Source organism: Flavobacterium chungbukense (assembly GCF_020805785.1).
GTDB classification, from domain to species: Bacteria; Bacteroidota; Bacteroidia; order Flavobacteriales; family Flavobacteriaceae; genus Flavobacterium; species Flavobacterium chungbukense.
This window is the reverse complement of sequence record NZ_JAJGZV010000001.1, coordinates 1,169,313-1,188,797: the sequence shown is the minus strand read 5'-3', so window position 1 is coordinate 1,188,797 and position 19,485 is coordinate 1,169,313. Positions and strand designations below refer to the sequence as shown.

Here is a 19,485-nt window from a genome sequence, read left to right as displayed (position 1 = left end):
GTTTCTAATTTTGTTTGATAAAAAACAAAGCATCTTCGTAATTGGCAATTTGAGTGAGGGCATTATAAATGTATTTTGAAACTAATGCGCCTCCATCTGAATTGATCAGATTTATATCATCATCAGGAGTATGATATTGCGAATGTCCGCCTGTATGAAAACCAACTGCTGAAATTGATTCTTTATAAAAAGAAACATGATCAGAACCTCCGACATCACCAGCGTGAATTACAGGATTTAATCCGCTCTTTTCTTTGAGTTTTTGCATCAGCTCAACACCTTTCGGAAAAGTTCCTGCGCCTCCCATATACAATTCTTTTTTGTCGTTCAGTCTTCCTACCATATCCATATTGAGCATTACTTTTATGGCTTCTTTTGGAACTGGAAGATGATTTACAAAATATTTAGAGCCTAATAATCCTTCTTCTTCTCCACTGAAAGAAATAAAAATGATGCTTCTTTTAGGTTTTTCTTTTTGTTTGGAGATTTCTTCTAAAATGCACAACAATGCCGCGACACCCGAAGCATTATCATCCGCGCCATTATGAATAGCAAAAGCATCTTTCTTTTTACTTCCAGAACCTTGTCCGCCCCAACCCCAATGATCATAATGAGCACCGATCACAATGTATTCATTTTTCAGTTTTGGATCTGAACCTTCTACAAAACCTAAAACATTTTGAGTCGAAACACTGTCCGATTTCATTTTATTAATTCCTTCTTTTACAAAAAGTCGGAAAGGTTGATAATAGGAATTATTGAATTCTTTTAAACCGTATTTTTTAAAGTACTTCTGAATATAAGCCGCCGCTTCATTATTCCCTTTTGTTCCAGGAAAACGACCTTCTAATTTATCCGAAGACAAAAATTTATCGTGTTTATAAAAGGTTTTGGCCATTTGTGCATTCATGAAAGTGCAACAAAAAAATATCCCAATAAAAATATGCTTTAGAAATTTCATACTATAATTAAAGGCTAATTTCAAAAGAGGTATGTTTAATATATTTTCTATCGTAAGTATATAAAACATGTATTCTTTTATCAGTTGTTTGGATAATGGCTGGATAGCTAAACTCCCCTTTTTCTTCTTTTTCTAAATCAAATAATTTAGACCAGTTTATACCATCTTTGGAATATTCAACATCCAAAATATTTCGTCCGTTAAACCAATCTTTTCCAATCGGCAGCGGATTGTTAACTAATAGAAAAAGGTTTTTATTGATAGTTAAAGCATCGATTCCTGAATTGGAATTGACAACGTTTATTTTGCTGGTTCTAATCCAACTTTTTCCGTTATCGCCAGACCAGCTAGAAACCACTCTATTGTGTTTGCTGCGAGATAACATTTGAATATCGCTGGTACCGTGTATCAAGAAAGTAGGCTGAATAATATCAAAATTTTGATTGTTCTCTACTTTTATTTTTTTCCAAGAATCTGTTGCTTCGGTATACTCTTCAACATGAACGCGCCATTCGTCTGTATTGACACTTTCTGTACTGCTGCCACACAAAATTACCCCAGAAGTAGTTTCAATTGGTTTGTTTCGAATTGGACCTAAAATTCCGTCCGGAAGATATTTTGGTTCTCCCCAGGTTGTTCCATTATCTTTTGAAACAATCATAGCGCCAAACCATTCTCTCGGATTTTTTCCAATTTTATAAAACAAATACAAATTCTGACTTTTACTTTTGAATAATACTGGATTCCAGCAAGGTAAAGTATCTCCGTTTTTAATTAAAGGCTGAATCAATTCTTTAGGCGCAGACCATTTTTTGTCTTTATAAGCCGAAATGTAAATTCCGACATCTTTTGCACCTTCATGTTTTCCTCCAAACCAAGCTGCTAAAATTTCGTTTGGTTTGTATTCCACTAAAGTTGAAGCATGGCTGTTAGTAGTTACAGGCGGATCTGCGATATAACCGCTTTCTATATTAACCGCTTTTTGAGCCTTAGTTGCATTCGAAAAAAGAAAAACAACTAGTAAAACTGCTTTAGTATATTTCGTTTTTAAAATCATTTTATTGTAATCAAAATTAATATTGTTTACCTATTGCAAGAAATTATTAAACACATAGAAACATAGTTCCAAACCTAAAAAAAGGCGTTTCATTAATTTAATACACATAGCAAACTATGTGAAAGAAAATATTTTCTCTACATTTTCTTATATAGACATAGAATCTATGTCACCATGTGTTTAAAATTAAACTTTGTTAAATCTCACAAAAAGACTAATTGTAAATAATGAATTAAAGTTGGGGCAAAAATTCACTGACCTTTATATAAAACAAAAGGAGAGTTAACTCTCCTTCTGCTCAAGTAACAAATCTTTTGATTTTTTACTTTACCAAATTAATTATTTTGTGTCCCACCAAAGTCTAGTTCCACCAGAATCAGGACCGCCTAATTTTACGACACCGTCTTCAACAGCAGCTTTGTTTGATGAGTACTCATTTGTTGTGTAAATGATTCTCTTCAATAGAGACTTACCAACACCTGCATCAGTATTATCTGTATTTAAAACTGGATAGATTACTTTAGCATCGCTTCTACGTAAATCTGACCAAGCTTCCCAAGATTCTGGGAAAATTGCTAAATACTTTTGAACCGCAATCTGCGTACGTTGATTAGCAACTGTTGCAGACCAAGCAACTGGCAATTTAACTGGAATATCTCTTAAATCTAATGTTGGATAAACAGTTAAAATGTTTGGTAATGTTGGTAATGTAGAACCATTAATGTATGCGTTAACCTGAGCAACATCAGTAATACCCCATTGTGCAAGAGACATTCTAATACCTGTTTCATACAAAGTCTTAGCATCTCCACCCATGTTCCATCCATTTAAAGCTCCTTCTGCTCTACTCAAGTAGTTTTCAGAAGCCATAAAGATTTCGATATTTTTAGTTTCACTAACTGTATTAGCAGAACCATTACCCATAATTTCATTATTGAATTTAGAGAATTCAGTAGTTCCAAACTGATCTTCTAAACCTCCAACTGGGTTACCTCTATATACTCCTGTAGCGATTGGGGCAAACCATTTTGCTAAACGTGGATCTTGGTATCCTACTAAGATACTTTCCATAGAAGCAGTCATTACATAACCCCAGCTATTTACAATCATGTTTAGATTGTTTGGAGTAATATTACTAGCTTTAAAGAATGCACTTTGATCGTTTGTCTGCATCACTCCTGCAGCTACAGCAGCTTCTGCTTGAGTTTTTGCTTTTCCTGGATCTTTATCAGAAATTCTCAAAGCCAAACGTAATCTTAAACTGTTTCCAAAAACTCTCCATTTGTCAACACTACCAGCATAAACTCTATCGTTTGGAGAAAGAGATGCAACTGTAGCTGTTGAAGAAGCAGACAATGTTGCGTTTGCTTCGTCTAACAATTTGAAGAAATCTTCGTAAATAAATTCTACGCTATCATAAGGAACTTTTTCTTTTCCATTTCCAGCTTCAGTGTAAGGAATTGGTCCGTAAGCATCAACCATTTGGTTGTACATAAAAACTTTCCAGATTTTAAGAACTGCCGTAGCTTCAGCATTTCCTTCAGATGCTTTTAAAGCATTTGTTAAAGCTGGTGCAGCAACCGTATAAAATCTTAACCATCCTCTTCCTTCGTATCCGTTAACAAAAGCATTTCTTTCTGTACCATATCCACAGTTTAAGTAGTGGATAAACGTTGAAGATAAAATACCTGTTGCAATACCCCAAGTACCTTGATCATCTACACCTGGAGAAGAATAAGATCCGTTGTGGATACCTGCGTACAATGCAGATGCAAATGCAGGACCTGCTAAAGTAGCATCTAACTGATCTTCAGTCAATGAATTAGGATCTTTGTTTATTTCATCAAAATCGCCAGTACAGCTTGATAAAATCGAAACTGCCATTAATGCAACTCCTAATGTTTTTATTTTAAAACTATATTTCATGATGTCTCTTTTTTAATTAAAATCCAAATTTAACATTAACTCCATAATCTCTTGTTGAAGGAATGTTGAAAGATTCTATCCCCTGTAAGTTACCTGTACCTGCTCCAGCTTCTGGATCAAAGTGTTCTGCTTTGTTTAAGAAGAAGAATAAGTTTCTACCCACTAAAGAGAAGTCGATACTTGTAAAACCTGAATTATTTAACATACGTTTTGGTAATGAATAACCAAAAACAAGCTCTCTTAATCTGATGTTTGTAGCATCATAGATAAATGGCTCTGCAATTGGAGTTCTTTGTCCGATAGCTGTCCAATATTGCTCTGCATTGATACTTGTAGTATTTGGAGAGTAAGTACCATTTCCGTTAGAAACAACACCATCAACAATTATTCCACCTTGTCTTCCTGCTAAAGTAATATCGCTTACCCCTAAACCTGCTTGTCTTGCTTGAGTATATGAAATAACTTCACCACCAATTCTGAAATCAACTAAGAAGCTTAAAGAGAAATCTTTGTATTTGAAATTATTTTTGAAACCTGCTGTCCAATCTGGGTTAAAGTTACCAGCACGAACATCAAAACCGTTTGTAGCTAATGGAATACCAGCGCTGCTTACGATAATATTTCCTTGTGGATCTCTTTGGAAACCTTTAATATATAAGTCACCATATTCACCACCTTGAACAACTTTACTTCTAACTAAACGTCCTTCACCTAAAACTAACTCATCTCTTCCATCATAAATAGATTTTACTTTAGATTTATAAGAAGCATAGTTTGCTGTAATATCCCAGGTAAAGTTTTCTGTTTGAATTGGAGTTGCAGTTAAAGTAAGCTCGATACCTTTATTCTCAATATCACCACCATTTACAACAGCTCTAGAAAATCCAGAAGACTCAGGAGTGTTGATATAGAAAATCTGATTGTCTGTTAAAGTATTGAAATAAGTAAAATCTAGACCTAAACGATTGTTGAAGAATCTAACATCAACACCAAACTCTGTAGAAGAAGAAATCTCTGGTTTTAAGTTTGGATTAGCTTTTGTGCTTTGTCCGTACAACATACCACCGTTTCCTCCGATGTAAGAGAATCTTTGTTGTGTTTGGTAAGGATCAGTATCGTTACCAACTTGTGCATAAGAACCTCTAATTTTTGCAAAACTGATAACTTCTGGTAATGTAAACATATCAGAAAGAACAGCTGAAAGACCGAAAGATGGGTAGAAATAATCTGTTGGTAAAGTAGAAGACCAATCATTTCTAGCTGTTACGTCTAAGAATAAATAGTTTCTGAAACCAAGCTGACCAAATGCATAAACTGAGTTGATTCTTTTTTCTGAAGCTGTAGAAGATGCAGTAATAGTCTGAACATTTGATAATGCAAAGTAGTTTCTTTTACTTAAAACACCACCAGAACCTAAAGCTGAACTGTTTTGTTGTAATGCGTTTGCACCAGCATTAAGTCCAACATTAAAATCTCCAAATTTCTCGTTGTAAGAAAGTAAAGCATCAACGTTCAATTCGCTAACAGTTTCATAAGATTCACTGTATGACCCCATGTTGCTGTTAAATGCATTTGTAGCGTATCTGTTTCTTACATTTCTATTGGTCATTTGGTCTAAACCAGCTCTACCTTGTAAGCTTAATGTTTTTGTAAACTCATATTTAAGAGACGCTAAACCAATAAATCTATTTCTTTTGTCTGTACGAGCATCATCTCTTAAAGCAGACCAGAATGGGTTTCCTCCAGGAGCTCCAGTTTCGTCAAGGAAATAGTTTACTTGTCTTTGTCCTGCTGCATCAATGTATTCGAAGTTTTTGTAATCATTGTATGCAATACTACGAGGCAATAAATAAGCAGATGTACCAATAGACTCTTCTCCAGTTCTTAATAAATTGTCAATATCCTGAACGATGTAGTTTGTTTTTACATCTAAAGTTAATTTATCAGAGATTTTGCTTGTCAATCTTAAGTTAAGATTATGTCTGTCCATTTTGTTTCCTCCAACAATACCTTCGGCACGAGTGTTAGTATAAGAGAAATAACCTTGCGCTTTTTCGTTACCAGCTGTAACTGTTAAAGTATTTGCTAAGTTATAACCTGTTTTATAGAAATCAATAACGTTGTTTGGCTGTGCAGAATAGCTTTGTGTAGCTGGTCCAGCATAATTTGGATTACGAACTAATTGCCAGTTAGAAACTTGGCTTCCGTCTAATCTACCTCCCCAACTTGAAGAAGAGTTTGGAACGTAAGTACCGTTTGTTCCTTGTCCGTATTCATTTTGTAAATTCATCAAGTTATAAGCTGAAGAAGCCATAAAGTTAGATGATAACGAAACTGAAGTTTTTCCAGCTTTTCCTGATTTCGTAGTAATTACGATTACACCATTTGATGCTCTAGATCCGTAAAGAGCTGCAGCAGATGGTCCTTTAAGAACTGTCATCGAAGCAATATCTTCAGGGTTAATGTTAGAAATACCATCCGGCTGTGTAGTACCTCCTGTATCAATATCAGGATTAGTTGTAGTTGTTCCGTTACTAATTGGCACACCATCTACTACATATAAAGGTTGGTTGTTTCCGTTAAGAGATCTGTTACCTCTTAAAGTAATTCTAGAAGAAGAACCAACACCGTTAGAAGTAGTAGAGAAGTTAAGACCTGCAACTTTTCCTGAAAGTGAGTTGGCAACGTTTAATGATCTAGCTTCTGATAATTCGTCTACTGAAACGTTTTGTGCAGAATAAGTAATTGCTTTTTTCTCTCTTTTAATACCAAGAGCAGTAACTACTACTTCTCCTAATTGCTGTGTGTCTGCACCTAAAGACACATTGATTGTTGTTTGAGATCCAACTGCAACTTCTTTTGTAGCAGATCCTACGTAAGTAAATACTAAAACTGAAGATTGATTTGGAACACTGATGCTGTATTTTCCATCAAAATCTGACGAAGCACTTGTTTTAGTTCCTTTAACAATAATATTTGCTCCAGGAATCGGAATTCCACTTTGAGCATCTGTTATCGTTCCTTTTACTATTGTCTGCGCTTCCAGGCTTTGGAACCCGAAAAGGCAAATGACAAACAGTAACTTTAGTACGTTTTTAATCATATTAGTTGTTTTTTTAGAGTTAATAACATGTTAAATTTAAGAATACGTTTTGTTAACAATACATTATTTCGACAAATGACAATTTTGAAAAGGTGTTGGTGAAAGTTTGGTCGAAAAATGAAAGAAAACGTTTTCATTTGTAATCCAACTCTTCCTTATTTTAAAGGCCAAAACTCTATTTATCTGATAGATTTTGGCCTTTTTTAATTGTATTCATTTTTTTAGTCAAAAAATGCCTAAAAATATTCTGTGTTTTATAGATTTTAGTTCAAAACCTTGAATTTAGTTTTAAGTAAATCTGTCGAATTTCCGCCTACCATTACTTCAAAATCTCCAGGCTCTACAACGCGCTTCATTTCTCTGTTCCAAAGAGATAGCTCATCTGGTGTAAGTGTAAATTCAACATTTTTGATTTCTCCTTTTTTGATATTTACTCTTTTAAATCCCTTTAACGTTTTTTCAGGAGTTGTTACCGAACTGTAAACATCATTAATATACAACTGAACCACTTCATCTCCGTCTCTATCTCCAACATTTTTAACATCGACAGAAACTTTTACTTCACCATTTGGTTTAATTTCAGTAGTATTCAGCTTTAAATTAGAATATTCAAACTTCGTATAACTTAATCCGTAACCAAACGAATATAATGGATGTTCGCTTTCTGCTACATACTTATGGATTGCAGATGGTTTTTGGTTATAATATATAGGTAACTGCCCTACTGATTTTGGAACTGTAATTGGTAATCTTCCACCTGGATTGTAATCACCAAATAAAACATCGGCTACTGCTCTTCCTCCAAATTCCCCTGGAAACCATCCTTCTAGAACCGCAGGAATATTTTCAGCAATCCAGTTTGTTGAAATAGGACGACCGTTTAATAACACACAAACTACTGGAGTTCCTGTTTTTTGAATCTCTTCAATCAATTGCTGTTGGATTCCAAATAAGTCTAAAGAAGCAACATCTCTGTTTTCTTCTACCAATTCGTTAGATTCTCCTAAAACTACAATCGCAACATCGGCTTTTTTAGCAGCGTCGATTGCTGGCTGTAAGTTTACTTTTTCTAAATTCCAACGGAAATGCGCTCTGGCACCCCAGCCTCCTTCCCACATTTCAATGCGGACTTTGTATTTCTTCCCTTTTTCGATATTTTTTGGAACTGTGACCATACTAGTCGCTCCTTTTGTCCAGTTGTCAATTACCAATTGATCATCGATATACATTCTGATTCCGTCATCCGAACTTAAACCTAACCACCCATCAAGTGCTTGGTCTGATTTTAAAAACCCTGTCCATCTGATAGAAAAATCATCTACATTCACACCATCTCCAGGCGCCCAAGGCCAGTCAAACTCTAACTGACTGTCGATACGAGTCAATGCTGGCGTACCTTCTAATTCTCTATTATTGAAATATTCTCCTTTTAATCCGTTTTGAGATTCGTCTGGCGTAAATAAATATTTTGATGGAATAATTTGTCCTTTTACAATTAACGGAACACCTTCCTCATAAACTACATTAGCCGTTTTTCCCATTATTTGCTGAATACCTTCAAAAACAGTTACCCCAACACTATTTTTAGGAGCATAACCTCCCATTCTTGAAGCATTTGCATTTGGTCCGATAACAGCAATATTTTTTAAAGATTTACTTAAAGGCAAAATGTTGTTCTCATTTTTCAATAAAACCATTGATTTCTGAGCAGCCTCTAAAGCAACAGCTTGATTTTCTTTCGTATGAAAACGTTCTTTAATTAGATTTTTATCTGTGTACGGATTTTCAAATAATCCTAATAAGAATTTCAAACGTAAAACTGCTCCCGCCGCACGGTCGATATTTTCCGTTGTCAATTTCTTTTCATTTACCAATTCAATAACTGTACTTTGCCAGAATTCGTTTGAAAAATCATAAAACTGCATATCAACACCAGCAGAAACTGCTTCTCTAATAGCATCTTTTGGAGAATCAGCCACTTTATGAGTTGTTTGAATGTATTTAATTGCTCCCAAATCTGAAACTACCAATCCTTTAAAACCCCATTCATTTCTCAAAACATCCGTCAATAACCAATGATTTGCTGCACAAGGAATTCCATCTAACTCAGAATAAGCACACATGGTTCCTAAAGCACCACCTTTTGTAAATGCTTTTTCGAAAGATGGCAAATGATCTTCTCTTGCAGAACGTTCTCCAACCAAAATTGGCGACGAATTTCCTCCTGCTTGTGGAATCCCATGAACGGCAAAGTGTTTCGGCTCAGCAATAATAGAACGATCAGATTTTAAGTCATCTCCTTGTAATCCTTTAATGAAAGCCAAACCAATTTCGCTGTTTAAGAAAGCATCTTCACCAAAAGTTTCAGCAACACGTCCCCATCTTGGCTCGCGACCTAAATCTAAGTTTGGGCCAAAGCCAAAATGCACTCCATGCGCTCTGGCTTCCATACCAATTACTTTTCCAACTTTGTCTAATACGCTAGTATCCCAAGTTGATCCAAGTCCAATGTTCATAGGGAAAGCGGTACTTCCTTCGTCTAAATATCCGTGAAGCATTTCACACATAATCAGCGCCGGAATTCCCCAACGGTTTCCTTTGATTACGCTTGTTTGCAAATCATTGATCATTTTCGCTGAACGCGGATAAAGATCATGAATAGCTCCAATTCCTAATTTACCGATTTTTTCTGCCGATTTACCTTTAGCAAAATCTTCTTTATCTTTAAAAAAATCTCCTCTATACATATCCATCTGACGCACTTTTTCTTCAAGTGTCATACGGCTTAGCAAGTCTTTTACTCTATCTTCAACAGGCGCTTTGGCATCTTGATACAGATACTTTTTCTGGGCATGGGTTTGGTTAAAAAAACCAACAGCCATTACAAAAATAATGGCCGTTTTCCTCATTCTTAATTGTAACATAGTTGTGTGTGTTTAGTTTTGAATCACTTTAAGCTTGGTTCCATTCACAAAATCATCGTGCGAAATAAAAAAGCTATTAAGTGTTTTTCCGTTTAGCTCAATCGAATTGATTTTTCCACCATTATTTTCTTGTCTTTCAATTACGATGTTTTCTTTTTTATAATATCTTGGATCTAATTTAATCGTCACTCTATGAAACATTGGCGTTGTAATAGTGTAAATTGGATCTCCTGGAGAAATTGGATAAATTCCCATCATCGAATACACCAACCAAGCTGACATAGTTCCGGTATCGTCATTTCCTGGTAATCCTTTTGGTTCATTTTTAAAATATTCGCGAACCAATTTCTTTACCATGTCCTGAGATTTATACTCTTCGCCTTTCACATAATTAAATAAATATGGATTAGCAATGTCTGGTTCGTTTGCCATATCAAATTGTTTGATATCAAAGATTTTCTGCAATTGCGCCGAAAATGGTATATCGCCGCCCATTAACTTCTTCAATCCGATAATGTCGTGTGGCACCATAAAAGCATACTGCCAAGCATTTCCTTCGATAAAACCAACATTTTCTTCAAAATTAGCTCCAGAAGCAGGATCAAATGGCTCGTACCATTTTCCGTCAGCCGTTCTTGGTCGAAGCAGATTTAAGTTTTTATCGAATAATTTTCTGTAGGATAATGAACGTTCTTTAAAACGTTTTACATTGTCTTTGTCCCCGAATTCGTTGGCCATAAGCGAAATAGAATAATCTGAAATATTGTATTCCTGAGTTGTAGAAACTGGGCCTTTATTGTCGGTTGTTAAATATCCTTTTTTGATATAATCTTTCAATCCAGGACGAAGCGGATTATTTTCAATATTATCTGCGCCTTTCAACATCGCATAATAGGCTTTATTAACGTCATAATCACGAATTCCTCTCATATAAGTATCTGTAATTACAATACTTGCTGGGTCTCCAACCATTGTAAAAGTCTCTGTCGAATTCAGTTCCCATTTGGGTAACCAGCCGTTTTCATCAAACATATTCAACATGCTTTTTACCATATCAGATTGCTGTTTTGGATAAACCAAAGACATCAATGGATGGACATTTCGGTACGTATCCCATAAAGAAAATACGGTATATCGGGTGTCATCGGTTTTAGCAATTTTAGTTCTTTTGATTACGGGATATTGTCCGTTAATATCATTTAAAGTATTTGGGTGAATTAAAGTGTGATACAAAGCTGTGTAGAAAATTATATTGTCATCTTTTGAGCCACCTTCAACCAAAATTTTAGACAATTCTTCGTTCCATTCGTTGTAGGTTTCTTTGTAAATTGCATCAAAAGATCTGTTACCAACTTCTTTTGCTAAGTTTTCACGGGCATTTTCGATACTTACGTACGAAATTCCAATCTTCACTTCAACCGTTTCTTGTTTATCGAATTTATACGTAAAATAACTTCCAATACTATCACCTACTACGGTTTTAATGGTATTTTCCATTATTCTCGCTTTTCCGTTGTACCCCATCCATTGCGCTTCAACGCCGTCGTATTTTGCAGGTTTTTTCCAAACTCCAAATTTGTAGGCAGGTTTAGAAAATTGAGCCACGAAATAAACCGGATAAGAATCTTCTGGACTATTGTAACAAAACGAACCAACCGAACGCATTCCTTCAATTTCTGTTGAAGAAACGACTTTTATCATTGCGCCTTCTTCGTTTGTTAATCCTAAACCAAGATTTAATAAAATATTAGATTGCCCTTTCGGGAAAGTGAATCTGCTCACTCCTACTCGTTTTGAAGTAGTGAATTCGCCTTTTACTTTGTATTTGTCGATGTTTACGCTGTAATACGCTGCTTTGGCAACTTCATTAGAGTAAGTTGAACCGTATTTTAAATGATCGATTTCTACATTTCCAGTTGTTGGCATCAATAAAATAACACCCAAATCTGGACAGCCAACTCCACTTAAATTCACTTGACTAAATCCTGTCAAAAAGGTATTTTCATTCACATACGGATTCGAAAGCCATTGACTGTCTTTTTCCATCGGTGTATTTTTTACTCCCGCCACATTAAACGGGCTAATACTTGCCATTCCGCGTGGGGCAATTGGTCCCGGAAAAGCCGCACCATAATTGGAAGTCCCAATAAACGGATTGACAAAATCGGCAGGCCCCTGCGCAAAAATAGTAATGCTAAAAAACAGCATGTATAAAATACATGCTGTCTTAAATTTATTTTTAATATTTAAAACCATAGGTTTCCTTCTTATCTGTTGATCGCTTCAATTTTTAAAGTCCAAGCTTCTTTTGCAGGAAGATTGTTTCTTAAACTTTCTGGAATAATTACTTTAAATCCGTTTCCTTCTTTTGTCCATTTTAAAGAAGTTTTAGATCCTAACATCGTAATCTTAGTTCCTTTTTTAGGGCTAATCGATTTTACAGTAACTTCAGCAGGAATTTTATCTTCTCCTTCTTTAGCTAAATAAAATGCAAATACATTTCCAGCTTTATTTTGTGTAAAACAAATGTTTTCTTCTTTGTAAGGTTCGATTGGTTTTGTGTTGTAAATCGCTGTGCTGTTTACTTTCATCCAATCACCGTAAGCTTGCAACAAATCGTAAGCACCTTTATCCCATTCTCCTTCTGGACTTGGAGCAATGTTCAATAATAAGTTTCCACCTTTTGCCACAATATCCACTAACATATGAATACCTTGTCTTCCAGTCATGTATTCAGCACCTGGAGAATAAGACCATCCGCCACCAGCAGGAATACAAGATTCCCAAGGATAAGGCAACGTTTTGGCAGGAACACGTCCTTCTGGCGTTAAATAGTTTTGGTTTTTACCGTGAACCGCTCTATCTACAACAATTAAACCTGGTTGTTTCTGACGCGCTTTGATAACCAAATCATCCATTTTAGGATCTTGATCTACCACTCTGTGTTTGATGAAACCGTTTTTAGATTCGTTTTCAGTAAATTTCTCGTCGTAGTTTTCTTTGATGTTTACTTGGTCTCTTTTTCTAACCCATCCTCCATCTAACCATAAAATATCAACTTTACCGTAGTTCGTTAAGATTTCTAAGATTTGGTTGTGCGTGAAATCAACATATTTTTGCCATTTTTCTGGGTATAAGGACGGATCGTAGTTTACGTTTCTATCGAATGGAGGAAAATAAGGATCCCAGTAATTTTCGTTATGCCAGTCAGGTTTAGAGAAATAAGCTCCAGTTGAAATACCTTCGCCTCTAAAAGAGTTGAAAATTTCTTTTAAAACATCAGCTTTAGGATTAGTATGAAAAGGAACATCTTTACTAGTAATCTTGTAATCAGAATATTTAGTATCATACATGTTGAATCCGTCATGGTGTTTTGTAGTGAAAACCATGTATTTCATTCCTGCATATTTAGCAGCTTTAGCCCATTTTGCAGGATCAAATTTCACAGGATTAAATGTTTTTCTTAATCCTTCGTAATCTTTAATATAATCATTATAATTAGATGGATTACTTCCTTTTTTACGTTCACACCATCCGTAATCTTCAGGGCAGATAGACCAAGATTCTACAATTCCCCATTGGCTGTAAGTTCCCCAGTGCATTAGCAAACCAAATTTTTTGCCTTGCCACTCGTCTAAGTTTTTCAAAACCAACGGATCAGTTTCTGGTACGTATCTTTCATCTTCATAAATCGCCTGAGCGAATATCTGAGCTGAAAATAAAAGGGCGATTATGAATATTCCTTTTTTCATCTTTAATCTAATTTATAATTTATTATTCTTTGTTTTTTAGTTTAGTTTATCAAGTATCGGTTGATCTGTAAAAGTTAATTCTTTTTGGGTGTTTTCATTAAGCTGCTCCAATACAACAAACTTATTTTCTCCCGCTTTCAACCAGCATCCTGGTACATAAAGCGTTTGCTGCGGGCCTACTTTCCAGTAGCGGCCAAGATTGTGGCCGTTAACAAATACGATTCCTTTTCCCCAAGCAGACATATCGAGAAAAGTATCTGCTGGTTTATTGATGTTCACAACAGATTCATATAAAACTGGGCGTCCTGGTTTTATCGTTTCATTTTTAATAGCTGGCACTTCACTCATTGGCATTTTATACATTTCCCATCCACCACTAATTTCATATTCATTAATGAATACTGGAGAAATAATTCCTTTTGTGTTATGCACTATTTCTGCTCCGTAATTAATACGTCCCATATTTTCAACTAGAATTTCTAAAATACCGTTAAAAGGAATAGAAAGTGTCAACTCGTAATTTTTGAAAACTCTATTCAATTCACCAACCTTAACTCCATTTACATAAACTGTAGCAAAGTCTCTTAATCCCTCAATCTTTAATTTTCCAGAAGAAATTGGTTGCGTAAATCTTTTTCGATACAAAACATATCCATTTCCCTGACCTAACTTTTCAAATGTCAAAGGTTGATCATTTACAACCGGTTTTTCTTTTTTGATCCAACTTAAAACATCCATACTCGATTTGATAAGCTGATTAGGATATTTTGTAACTGGTATTTTCTCTGGAATCGATGCTAATTTTGTTTTAGAATACTTTTGCATGACATCACGTATAGCCATGAATTTTGGTGTTGCCCAACCTGCTTCACTGATAGGAGCATCATAATCATAGCTTGTAATATCCGGCTGAATATCACTTTCTTCATTATAATTTGCTCCAGAGGTAAATCCAAAATTAGTACCACCGTGTACCATATAATAATTAAAAGAAACACCTGCATCAAGGTACTTTTTAGTTTGACTTGCAATCTCTTCAGATCCAATTTTAATAAATGGCTCTGCCCAATGGTCCAACCAGCCAGAATAGAACTCAGCTACCATATAAGGCCCTTGTCCTTTATGGTATTTATCAACCTGTTTTTTTAAGTTTTCTATATTTGATTCCCCATTTGCAGTTGGTAAAACTCCTTCAACAGCACCCCCTTCAAACAACCAAGTACCGTCAGAAGTAAAAAAAGGCTCAGGAAACCCAGTTTCTTTAAGCATATTGTAAATGGCAGTTTTGTAAGCTTTATGATCCTCAGCACTAATATCGCTTCTTTGAGAAACATAAGAACCAAATTCATTTTCAGCCTGAACCATAATAATTGGCCCTCCCTGGTTAGCAAAATTTCCTTTTACCACTGCATATAAATTTTGCAGATACGTTTTGCAAGCATCTAAAAATGCTTTGTTATTGGTACGAATTACTAAATCTGGATTATTTTGCAACCACCAAGGATATCCTCCAAATTCCCATTCGCCGCAAGCATACGGACCTGGTCTAAGAATCACATACAATCCTTCACTTTTAGCAATACGTAAAAACTCTGCTAAATCTCTATTTCCTGTTTTAAAATCCCATACACCTGGCTCTATTTCGTGATAATTCCAAAACACGTAGGTTGCTACGGTATTCAATCCCATCGCTTTAAGCATTTGCAATCTATGTCTCCAATATTCTTTAGGAATACGCTCATAGTGCATTTCTCCTGAATGTATTTTTACAATTTTCCCATCTTTTTGAAATTCTCCATTAGATATAGAAAATCCTTTTGTTTGTGCCGTACTAAAAAAGGGAATCAAGCAAATCAATAATACACCGAGCTTAAATAATATCTTATTCATTTTTTTTTCAGATTATACATTTATAAACTTAACAAGCATTACACGTTAAGCTATGTGTTAGAAACTAATTTCTTTCTAAACTCTTTTATCCAAGTTTCAAAAGAAAAAAAACTATGTTTCTATGTGTTTAAAAATATTTAATTCACCAAAATCTCATCCACAAACAACCAAGAGCTTTCTCCTTTTGGACTTTTCTTTAAGTTGCCTCCAATTACTTTTACAAAACGCGCATTTTGTTTTTGGAAATTGATTTTGAAATCTTTCAATTCTGGAACTGGATTTGCTGCATACGGGCGTGTTATTTTTCCAACTTGCGTATACTTAATTCCATCAGTAGAAATCAATACTTTCAATTGAATTGGGAAATTAACTCCTGCGCCTTGGCTTTCTAAAGCTCCAACTGTAACTTGTTCAATGCTTTCTACTTTTTCAAGATCAATTACCAATTCCATGTCATTAACTAGCCAAGCTTGCCATTGTCCGTCGTGGAAATTTTTGCTTCCTCTAATACTGTTTACCATAGTATTAGCATCTCCTTTATAATTATCATTAAAAGGCGTTAAGTATTTCACTTTTTTCGCAAATCCCTTATGGAAAACAATAGTATCTGTAAATGTTTTTCCAACTGGTTTTTCGTCTTGAAATAAAGAAGCTTTTAAAACTGTAGTTTCTTTGATTTCAATTGGACTTGTATATTTTACCGCATGATGATCAATACTTTGGTTTCCTAAAACATAGCGGATATCTGGATTTGGAAACTCGTTTTTCAACTCTACTTTGATTTGTTTATTCGCCAAATCAGCTGTAGAAGAAGCCGTAACCAAATAAGCACTTTTCGCATAATTTAATCCCTGATAATCGTAACGTTTGAACATTGAGAATAATCTTGATGTAAAATCATTCCAATTACGTTTCTCTTTCGGACTCCATAAGGTTTCAGATAAAGCCGCTAATCTTGGAAAAATCATATATTCAGAATCTTTTGGACCAGCGATATGTTCTGCCCATAAATTGGCTTGTCCACCTAATACGTGAGCAGCTTCCTGCGGTGTCATTGTTGCAACTACAGGATCAAATTTGTACACTTCGCTTAACGGATTATAAGCATCAAAAGCTAAAGGTTCTTCGTTTTGAGGTCCTTGGTAAAAGTTGAAATAACAAGGCGTTTCTGGTGTCATAATTACGTCATGACCTTGATCTGCTGCTTCAATTCCGCCTTTCATTCCTCTCCAACTCATTACAGTTGCATCTGGAGCTAAACCGCCTTCTAAAATTTCATCCCAACCGATAACTCTTTTACCTTTTGAATTGATGTATTTTTCCATACGTTTTACAAAGTAGCTTTGTAATTCGTCAACACTTTTCAAACGCTCATCTTTGATTCTTTTTTGGCAGTGCGGACATTTTGCCCAGTTGGTTTTAGTCGCTTCGTCTCCACCAATATGAATGTATTTTGAAGGGAAAATAGTAATTACTTCATCAATTACATTTTGCAAAAATTCGAACGTAGTTTCTTTTCCAGCACAATAAATATCTGTCAGAGGCCAAACACCACCTGACGGAACTCCAATTCTCTGATTGAAACAAGCCAATTCAGGATAAGATGCAATTGCACTACTTACATGAGCCGGCATCTCGATTTCTGGAATTACTTCAATTCCTTTTGTCGCTGCATATTTAACGATTTCTTTTAATTCTTCCTGAGTGAAAAATCCGCCGTAAGTTCCTTTTTCGTCAGGATTTGTAGTTAATCTAGCATTCCAGCTTCTATTTTCCTGATCTACTCTCCAAGCACCAACTTCTGTTAACTTTGGATATTTTTTAATTTCAATTCTCCAGCCTTGATCGTCAACTAAATGCATGTGCAAAACGTTCATTTTATGCGCAGCCAAACGATCAATTGTTGCTAAAACGTAATTTTTATCAAAGAAATGACGTGAAAAATCCAACATTAAACCTCTCCATTTAAAACGAGGCTCATCATTAATGGTCAAGCTTGGAATCTGCCATTTTGCAGAAGTAATCGCAAATTTGCTTTCGATGGCTTCAGGAAGTAATTGTCTGATACTCTCCAAAGCATATAAAAAACCATTATTCCCTTTTGCAGTAATAACTATATTTGTCGGATTAACATCTAAAACGTAAGCTTCGTTTTTTAAGTTTGAATCTGTTTTCAATAAAACATAATTGCTTGCGGGAGCTTTTGTCGTAACTTCTGGTTTCCATCCTGCCGCAGTTTCAAATTTAGATGCCAAAGCATTTGCAGCGTCTTTTTGGAAATCCCCGTTTACTACAAACTTTGTATCTTTTGTAAATTCAAAAACACCTGTTTTAACAAGAGTCTGACTGGGTTTTGGAATAATATGTATATCACTTTCGGTGTAAACTTTCTGCGCGTTAGCCGAGAAAATTGAAGCGATTACGGTTAATAGAAATAGTAATTTTTTCATTCTTTGTTTTTTGGTTTCTCTATCTGCTTAATTAATTTAAACACATAGAGACATAGTTTTTTAAAGCTTAAAAAAAGGCGTTTCACTTTGCATGAATGCACATAGAAACTGGTTACCTTTTTTATGTTTTATTTTCTCATATTTTTGTCATTTCGACTGAAAGGAGACCCGAGCGATAGCGAATCGGCGAAGCAAATCACACTAGAGACTCCTCACAGAATGTCGCCAATCTTTGTCGAATCCCGAGTGTGATTTCTCATTCCTCAAAATGACAAACTGTATCACAAAACTTTGCCAAAGTTTGAAACTTTGACAAAGTTCTAAACATGATAATTATTTATCCCAAGACATTTTAAACTTCGCGTCTTCCATTCTGTGACCTTTTACGTCATCAGAAACGGCGTAATTAAATCCTGATCTTAAGCTGTAACCTGCGTATTCACCGTTTTTATTCAAAGCAATAAAACCAACTTGCAGGTATTCCATGTCTTTGTGGTTTTTATGTTTATTGTAAATGCGCTCTGTAATTTCTTTACAAGCATCGTAAGGCGATTTTCCCTGACGCATTAATTCGACAACCATAGCGCTTCCAGCAGTTCTAATAACCGCTTCTCCTAAACCAGTTGCTGCGGCAGCTCCTACTTCGTTATCCAAGAAAAGACCCGCGCCGATTATGGGGGAATCACCGACGCGTCCGTGCATTTTCCAAGCCGCACCGCTCGTGGTACATCCGCCCGAAAGATTGCCATCTTGGTCTAACATTAGCATGCTTATGGTATCGTGATTTTCTATATTAATAACTGGTTTGTATTTTGAATCTTCCAGCCATTTTTTCCAGTCTTTTTCAGATTCTGGAGTCAATAAATTTTCTTCTTTAAAACCTTCTGACAAAGCAAACTGCAATGCTCCTTGTCCTGCTAACATAACGTGAGGTGTATTTTGTAACACTCTTTTTGCAACAGAAATGGGATGCATAATGCCTTGTAAAAAACATACAGAACCACAATTGCTGTTATGATCCATAATACAGGCATCAAGAGTCACTTTTCCTTCGCGATCTGGATAACCTCCATAACCAACACTGCGAACAGTAGGATCTGCTTCAGGTATTTTCATTCCAGCTTCGATGGCATCTAATGCTGATTTTCCTTCTTTTAAATTCTTCCAAGATTCTTTATTAGCAGGCAGGCCGTGATTCCATGTCGAAATAATAATTGGTTTCTGCTGCTTTTTTTCTTTTGGTTCTGCTGTTATTTCTTCATTTTCATGATTGGCAGCAAATCCGCTTACGCCCAAAACAGAACTTATTGCTAAGGTGCCTAAAGTGGTTTTCTTGATAAAATCTCTTCTATTTGACATGTCTTTTGGTTTTAATTCAACTTTCAGAAACAGAATGTTCTTAATGTTGCTAAATTAATCAGT

At 35.4% G+C, this 19,485-nt stretch carries 10 protein-coding genes; all 10 read right to left on the bottom strand.

Annotation, left to right across the window (positions count from 1 at the left end):
* Positions 1-4: 4 nt before the first annotated feature.
* The 10 genes from LL966_RS04665 to LL966_RS04620 all read right to left on the bottom strand — a co-directional run bounded on the left by LL966_RS04665 (position 5) and on the right by LL966_RS04620 (position 19,422).
* Complete coding sequence (locus LL966_RS04665) at positions 5-898, bottom strand: M20/M25/M40 family metallo-hydrolase (RefSeq protein ID WP_229350675.1); 894 nt, start codon at positions 896-898, stop codon at positions 5-7.
* Positions 899-968: 70 nt separating this feature from the next.
* Entirely contained in the window at positions 969-2,018 is a 1,050-nt protein-coding gene (locus LL966_RS04660) for a sialidase family protein (RefSeq protein WP_229350672.1), read from the bottom strand.
* A gap of 339 nt (positions 2,019-2,357) precedes the next feature.
* Entirely contained in the window at positions 2,358-3,944 is a 1,587-nt protein-coding gene (locus tag LL966_RS04655) for a SusD/RagB family nutrient-binding outer membrane lipoprotein (RefSeq protein WP_229350671.1), read from the bottom strand.
* A gap of 16 nt (positions 3,945-3,960) precedes the next feature.
* On the bottom strand, positions 3,961-7,047 hold the full coding sequence (locus LL966_RS04650; protein WP_229350669.1) for a SusC/RagA family TonB-linked outer membrane protein: 3,087 nt from the start codon (positions 7,045-7,047) through the stop codon (positions 3,961-3,963).
* A gap of 263 nt (positions 7,048-7,310) precedes the next feature.
* Positions 7,311-9,971 carry a glycoside hydrolase family 3 protein gene (locus LL966_RS04645; RefSeq protein ID WP_229350667.1) on the bottom strand — a complete coding sequence of 887 codons (2,661 nt, stop codon included), beginning with the start codon at positions 9,969-9,971 and terminating at the stop codon, positions 7,311-7,313.
* Between the two features lie 12 nt (positions 9,972-9,983).
* Entirely contained in the window at positions 9,984-12,227 is a 2,244-nt protein-coding gene (locus tag LL966_RS04640) for a GH92 family glycosyl hydrolase (RefSeq protein WP_229350666.1), read from the bottom strand.
* Between the two features lie 11 nt (positions 12,228-12,238).
* Complete coding sequence (locus LL966_RS04635) at positions 12,239-13,723, bottom strand: alpha-L-fucosidase (RefSeq protein ID WP_229350664.1); 1,485 nt, start codon at positions 13,721-13,723, stop codon at positions 12,239-12,241.
* Positions 13,724-13,759: 36 nt separating this feature from the next.
* Positions 13,760-15,613, bottom strand: a complete 1,854-nt coding sequence (locus tag LL966_RS04630) for a beta-galactosidase (RefSeq protein ID WP_229350663.1) — start codon at positions 15,611-15,613, stop codon at positions 13,760-13,762.
* A 137-nt stretch (positions 15,614-15,750) separates the two neighbouring features.
* Positions 15,751-18,063 carry a beta-N-acetylhexosaminidase gene (locus LL966_RS04625; protein WP_229350661.1) on the bottom strand — a complete coding sequence of 771 codons (2,313 nt, stop codon included), beginning with the start codon at positions 18,061-18,063 and terminating at the stop codon, positions 15,751-15,753.
* Between the two features lie 333 nt (positions 18,064-18,396).
* A complete protein-coding gene (locus tag LL966_RS04620) occupies positions 18,397-19,422 on the bottom strand; it encodes an isoaspartyl peptidase/L-asparaginase family protein (RefSeq protein ID WP_229350659.1) in 1,026 nt (341 codons plus the stop codon).
* Positions 19,423-19,485 lie beyond the last annotated feature (63 nt).

Bases quoted from the DNA above. Each gene is read 5' to 3' on its own strand.
- LL966_RS04665 (WP_229350675.1), bottom strand. From the start codon at position 898: ATGGCCAAAACCTTTTATAAACACGATAAATTTTTGTCTTCGGATAAA.
- LL966_RS04660 (WP_229350672.1), bottom strand. From the start codon at position 2,018: ATGATTTTAAAAACGAAATATACTAAAGCAGTTTTACTAGTTGTTTTT.
- LL966_RS04655 (WP_229350671.1), bottom strand. From the start codon at position 3,944: ATGAAATATAGTTTTAAAATAAAAACATTAGGAGTTGCATTAATGGCA.
- LL966_RS04650 (WP_229350669.1), bottom strand. From the start codon at position 7,047: ATGATTAAAAACGTACTAAAGTTACTGTTTGTCATTTGCCTTTTCGGG.
- LL966_RS04645 (WP_229350667.1), bottom strand. From the start codon at position 9,971: ATGTTACAATTAAGAATGAGGAAAACGGCCATTATTTTTGTAATGGCT.
- LL966_RS04640 (WP_229350666.1), bottom strand. From the start codon at position 12,227: ATGGTTTTAAATATTAAAAATAAATTTAAGACAGCATGTATTTTATAC.
- LL966_RS04635 (WP_229350664.1), bottom strand. From the start codon at position 13,723: ATGAAAAAAGGAATATTCATAATCGCCCTTTTATTTTCAGCTCAGATA.
- LL966_RS04630 (WP_229350663.1), bottom strand. From the start codon at position 15,613: ATGAATAAGATATTATTTAAGCTCGGTGTATTATTGATTTGCTTGATT.
- LL966_RS04625 (WP_229350661.1), bottom strand. From the start codon at position 18,063: ATGAAAAAATTACTATTTCTATTAACCGTAATCGCTTCAATTTTCTCG.
- LL966_RS04620 (WP_229350659.1), bottom strand. From the start codon at position 19,422: ATGTCAAATAGAAGAGATTTTATCAAGAAAACCACTTTAGGCACCTTA.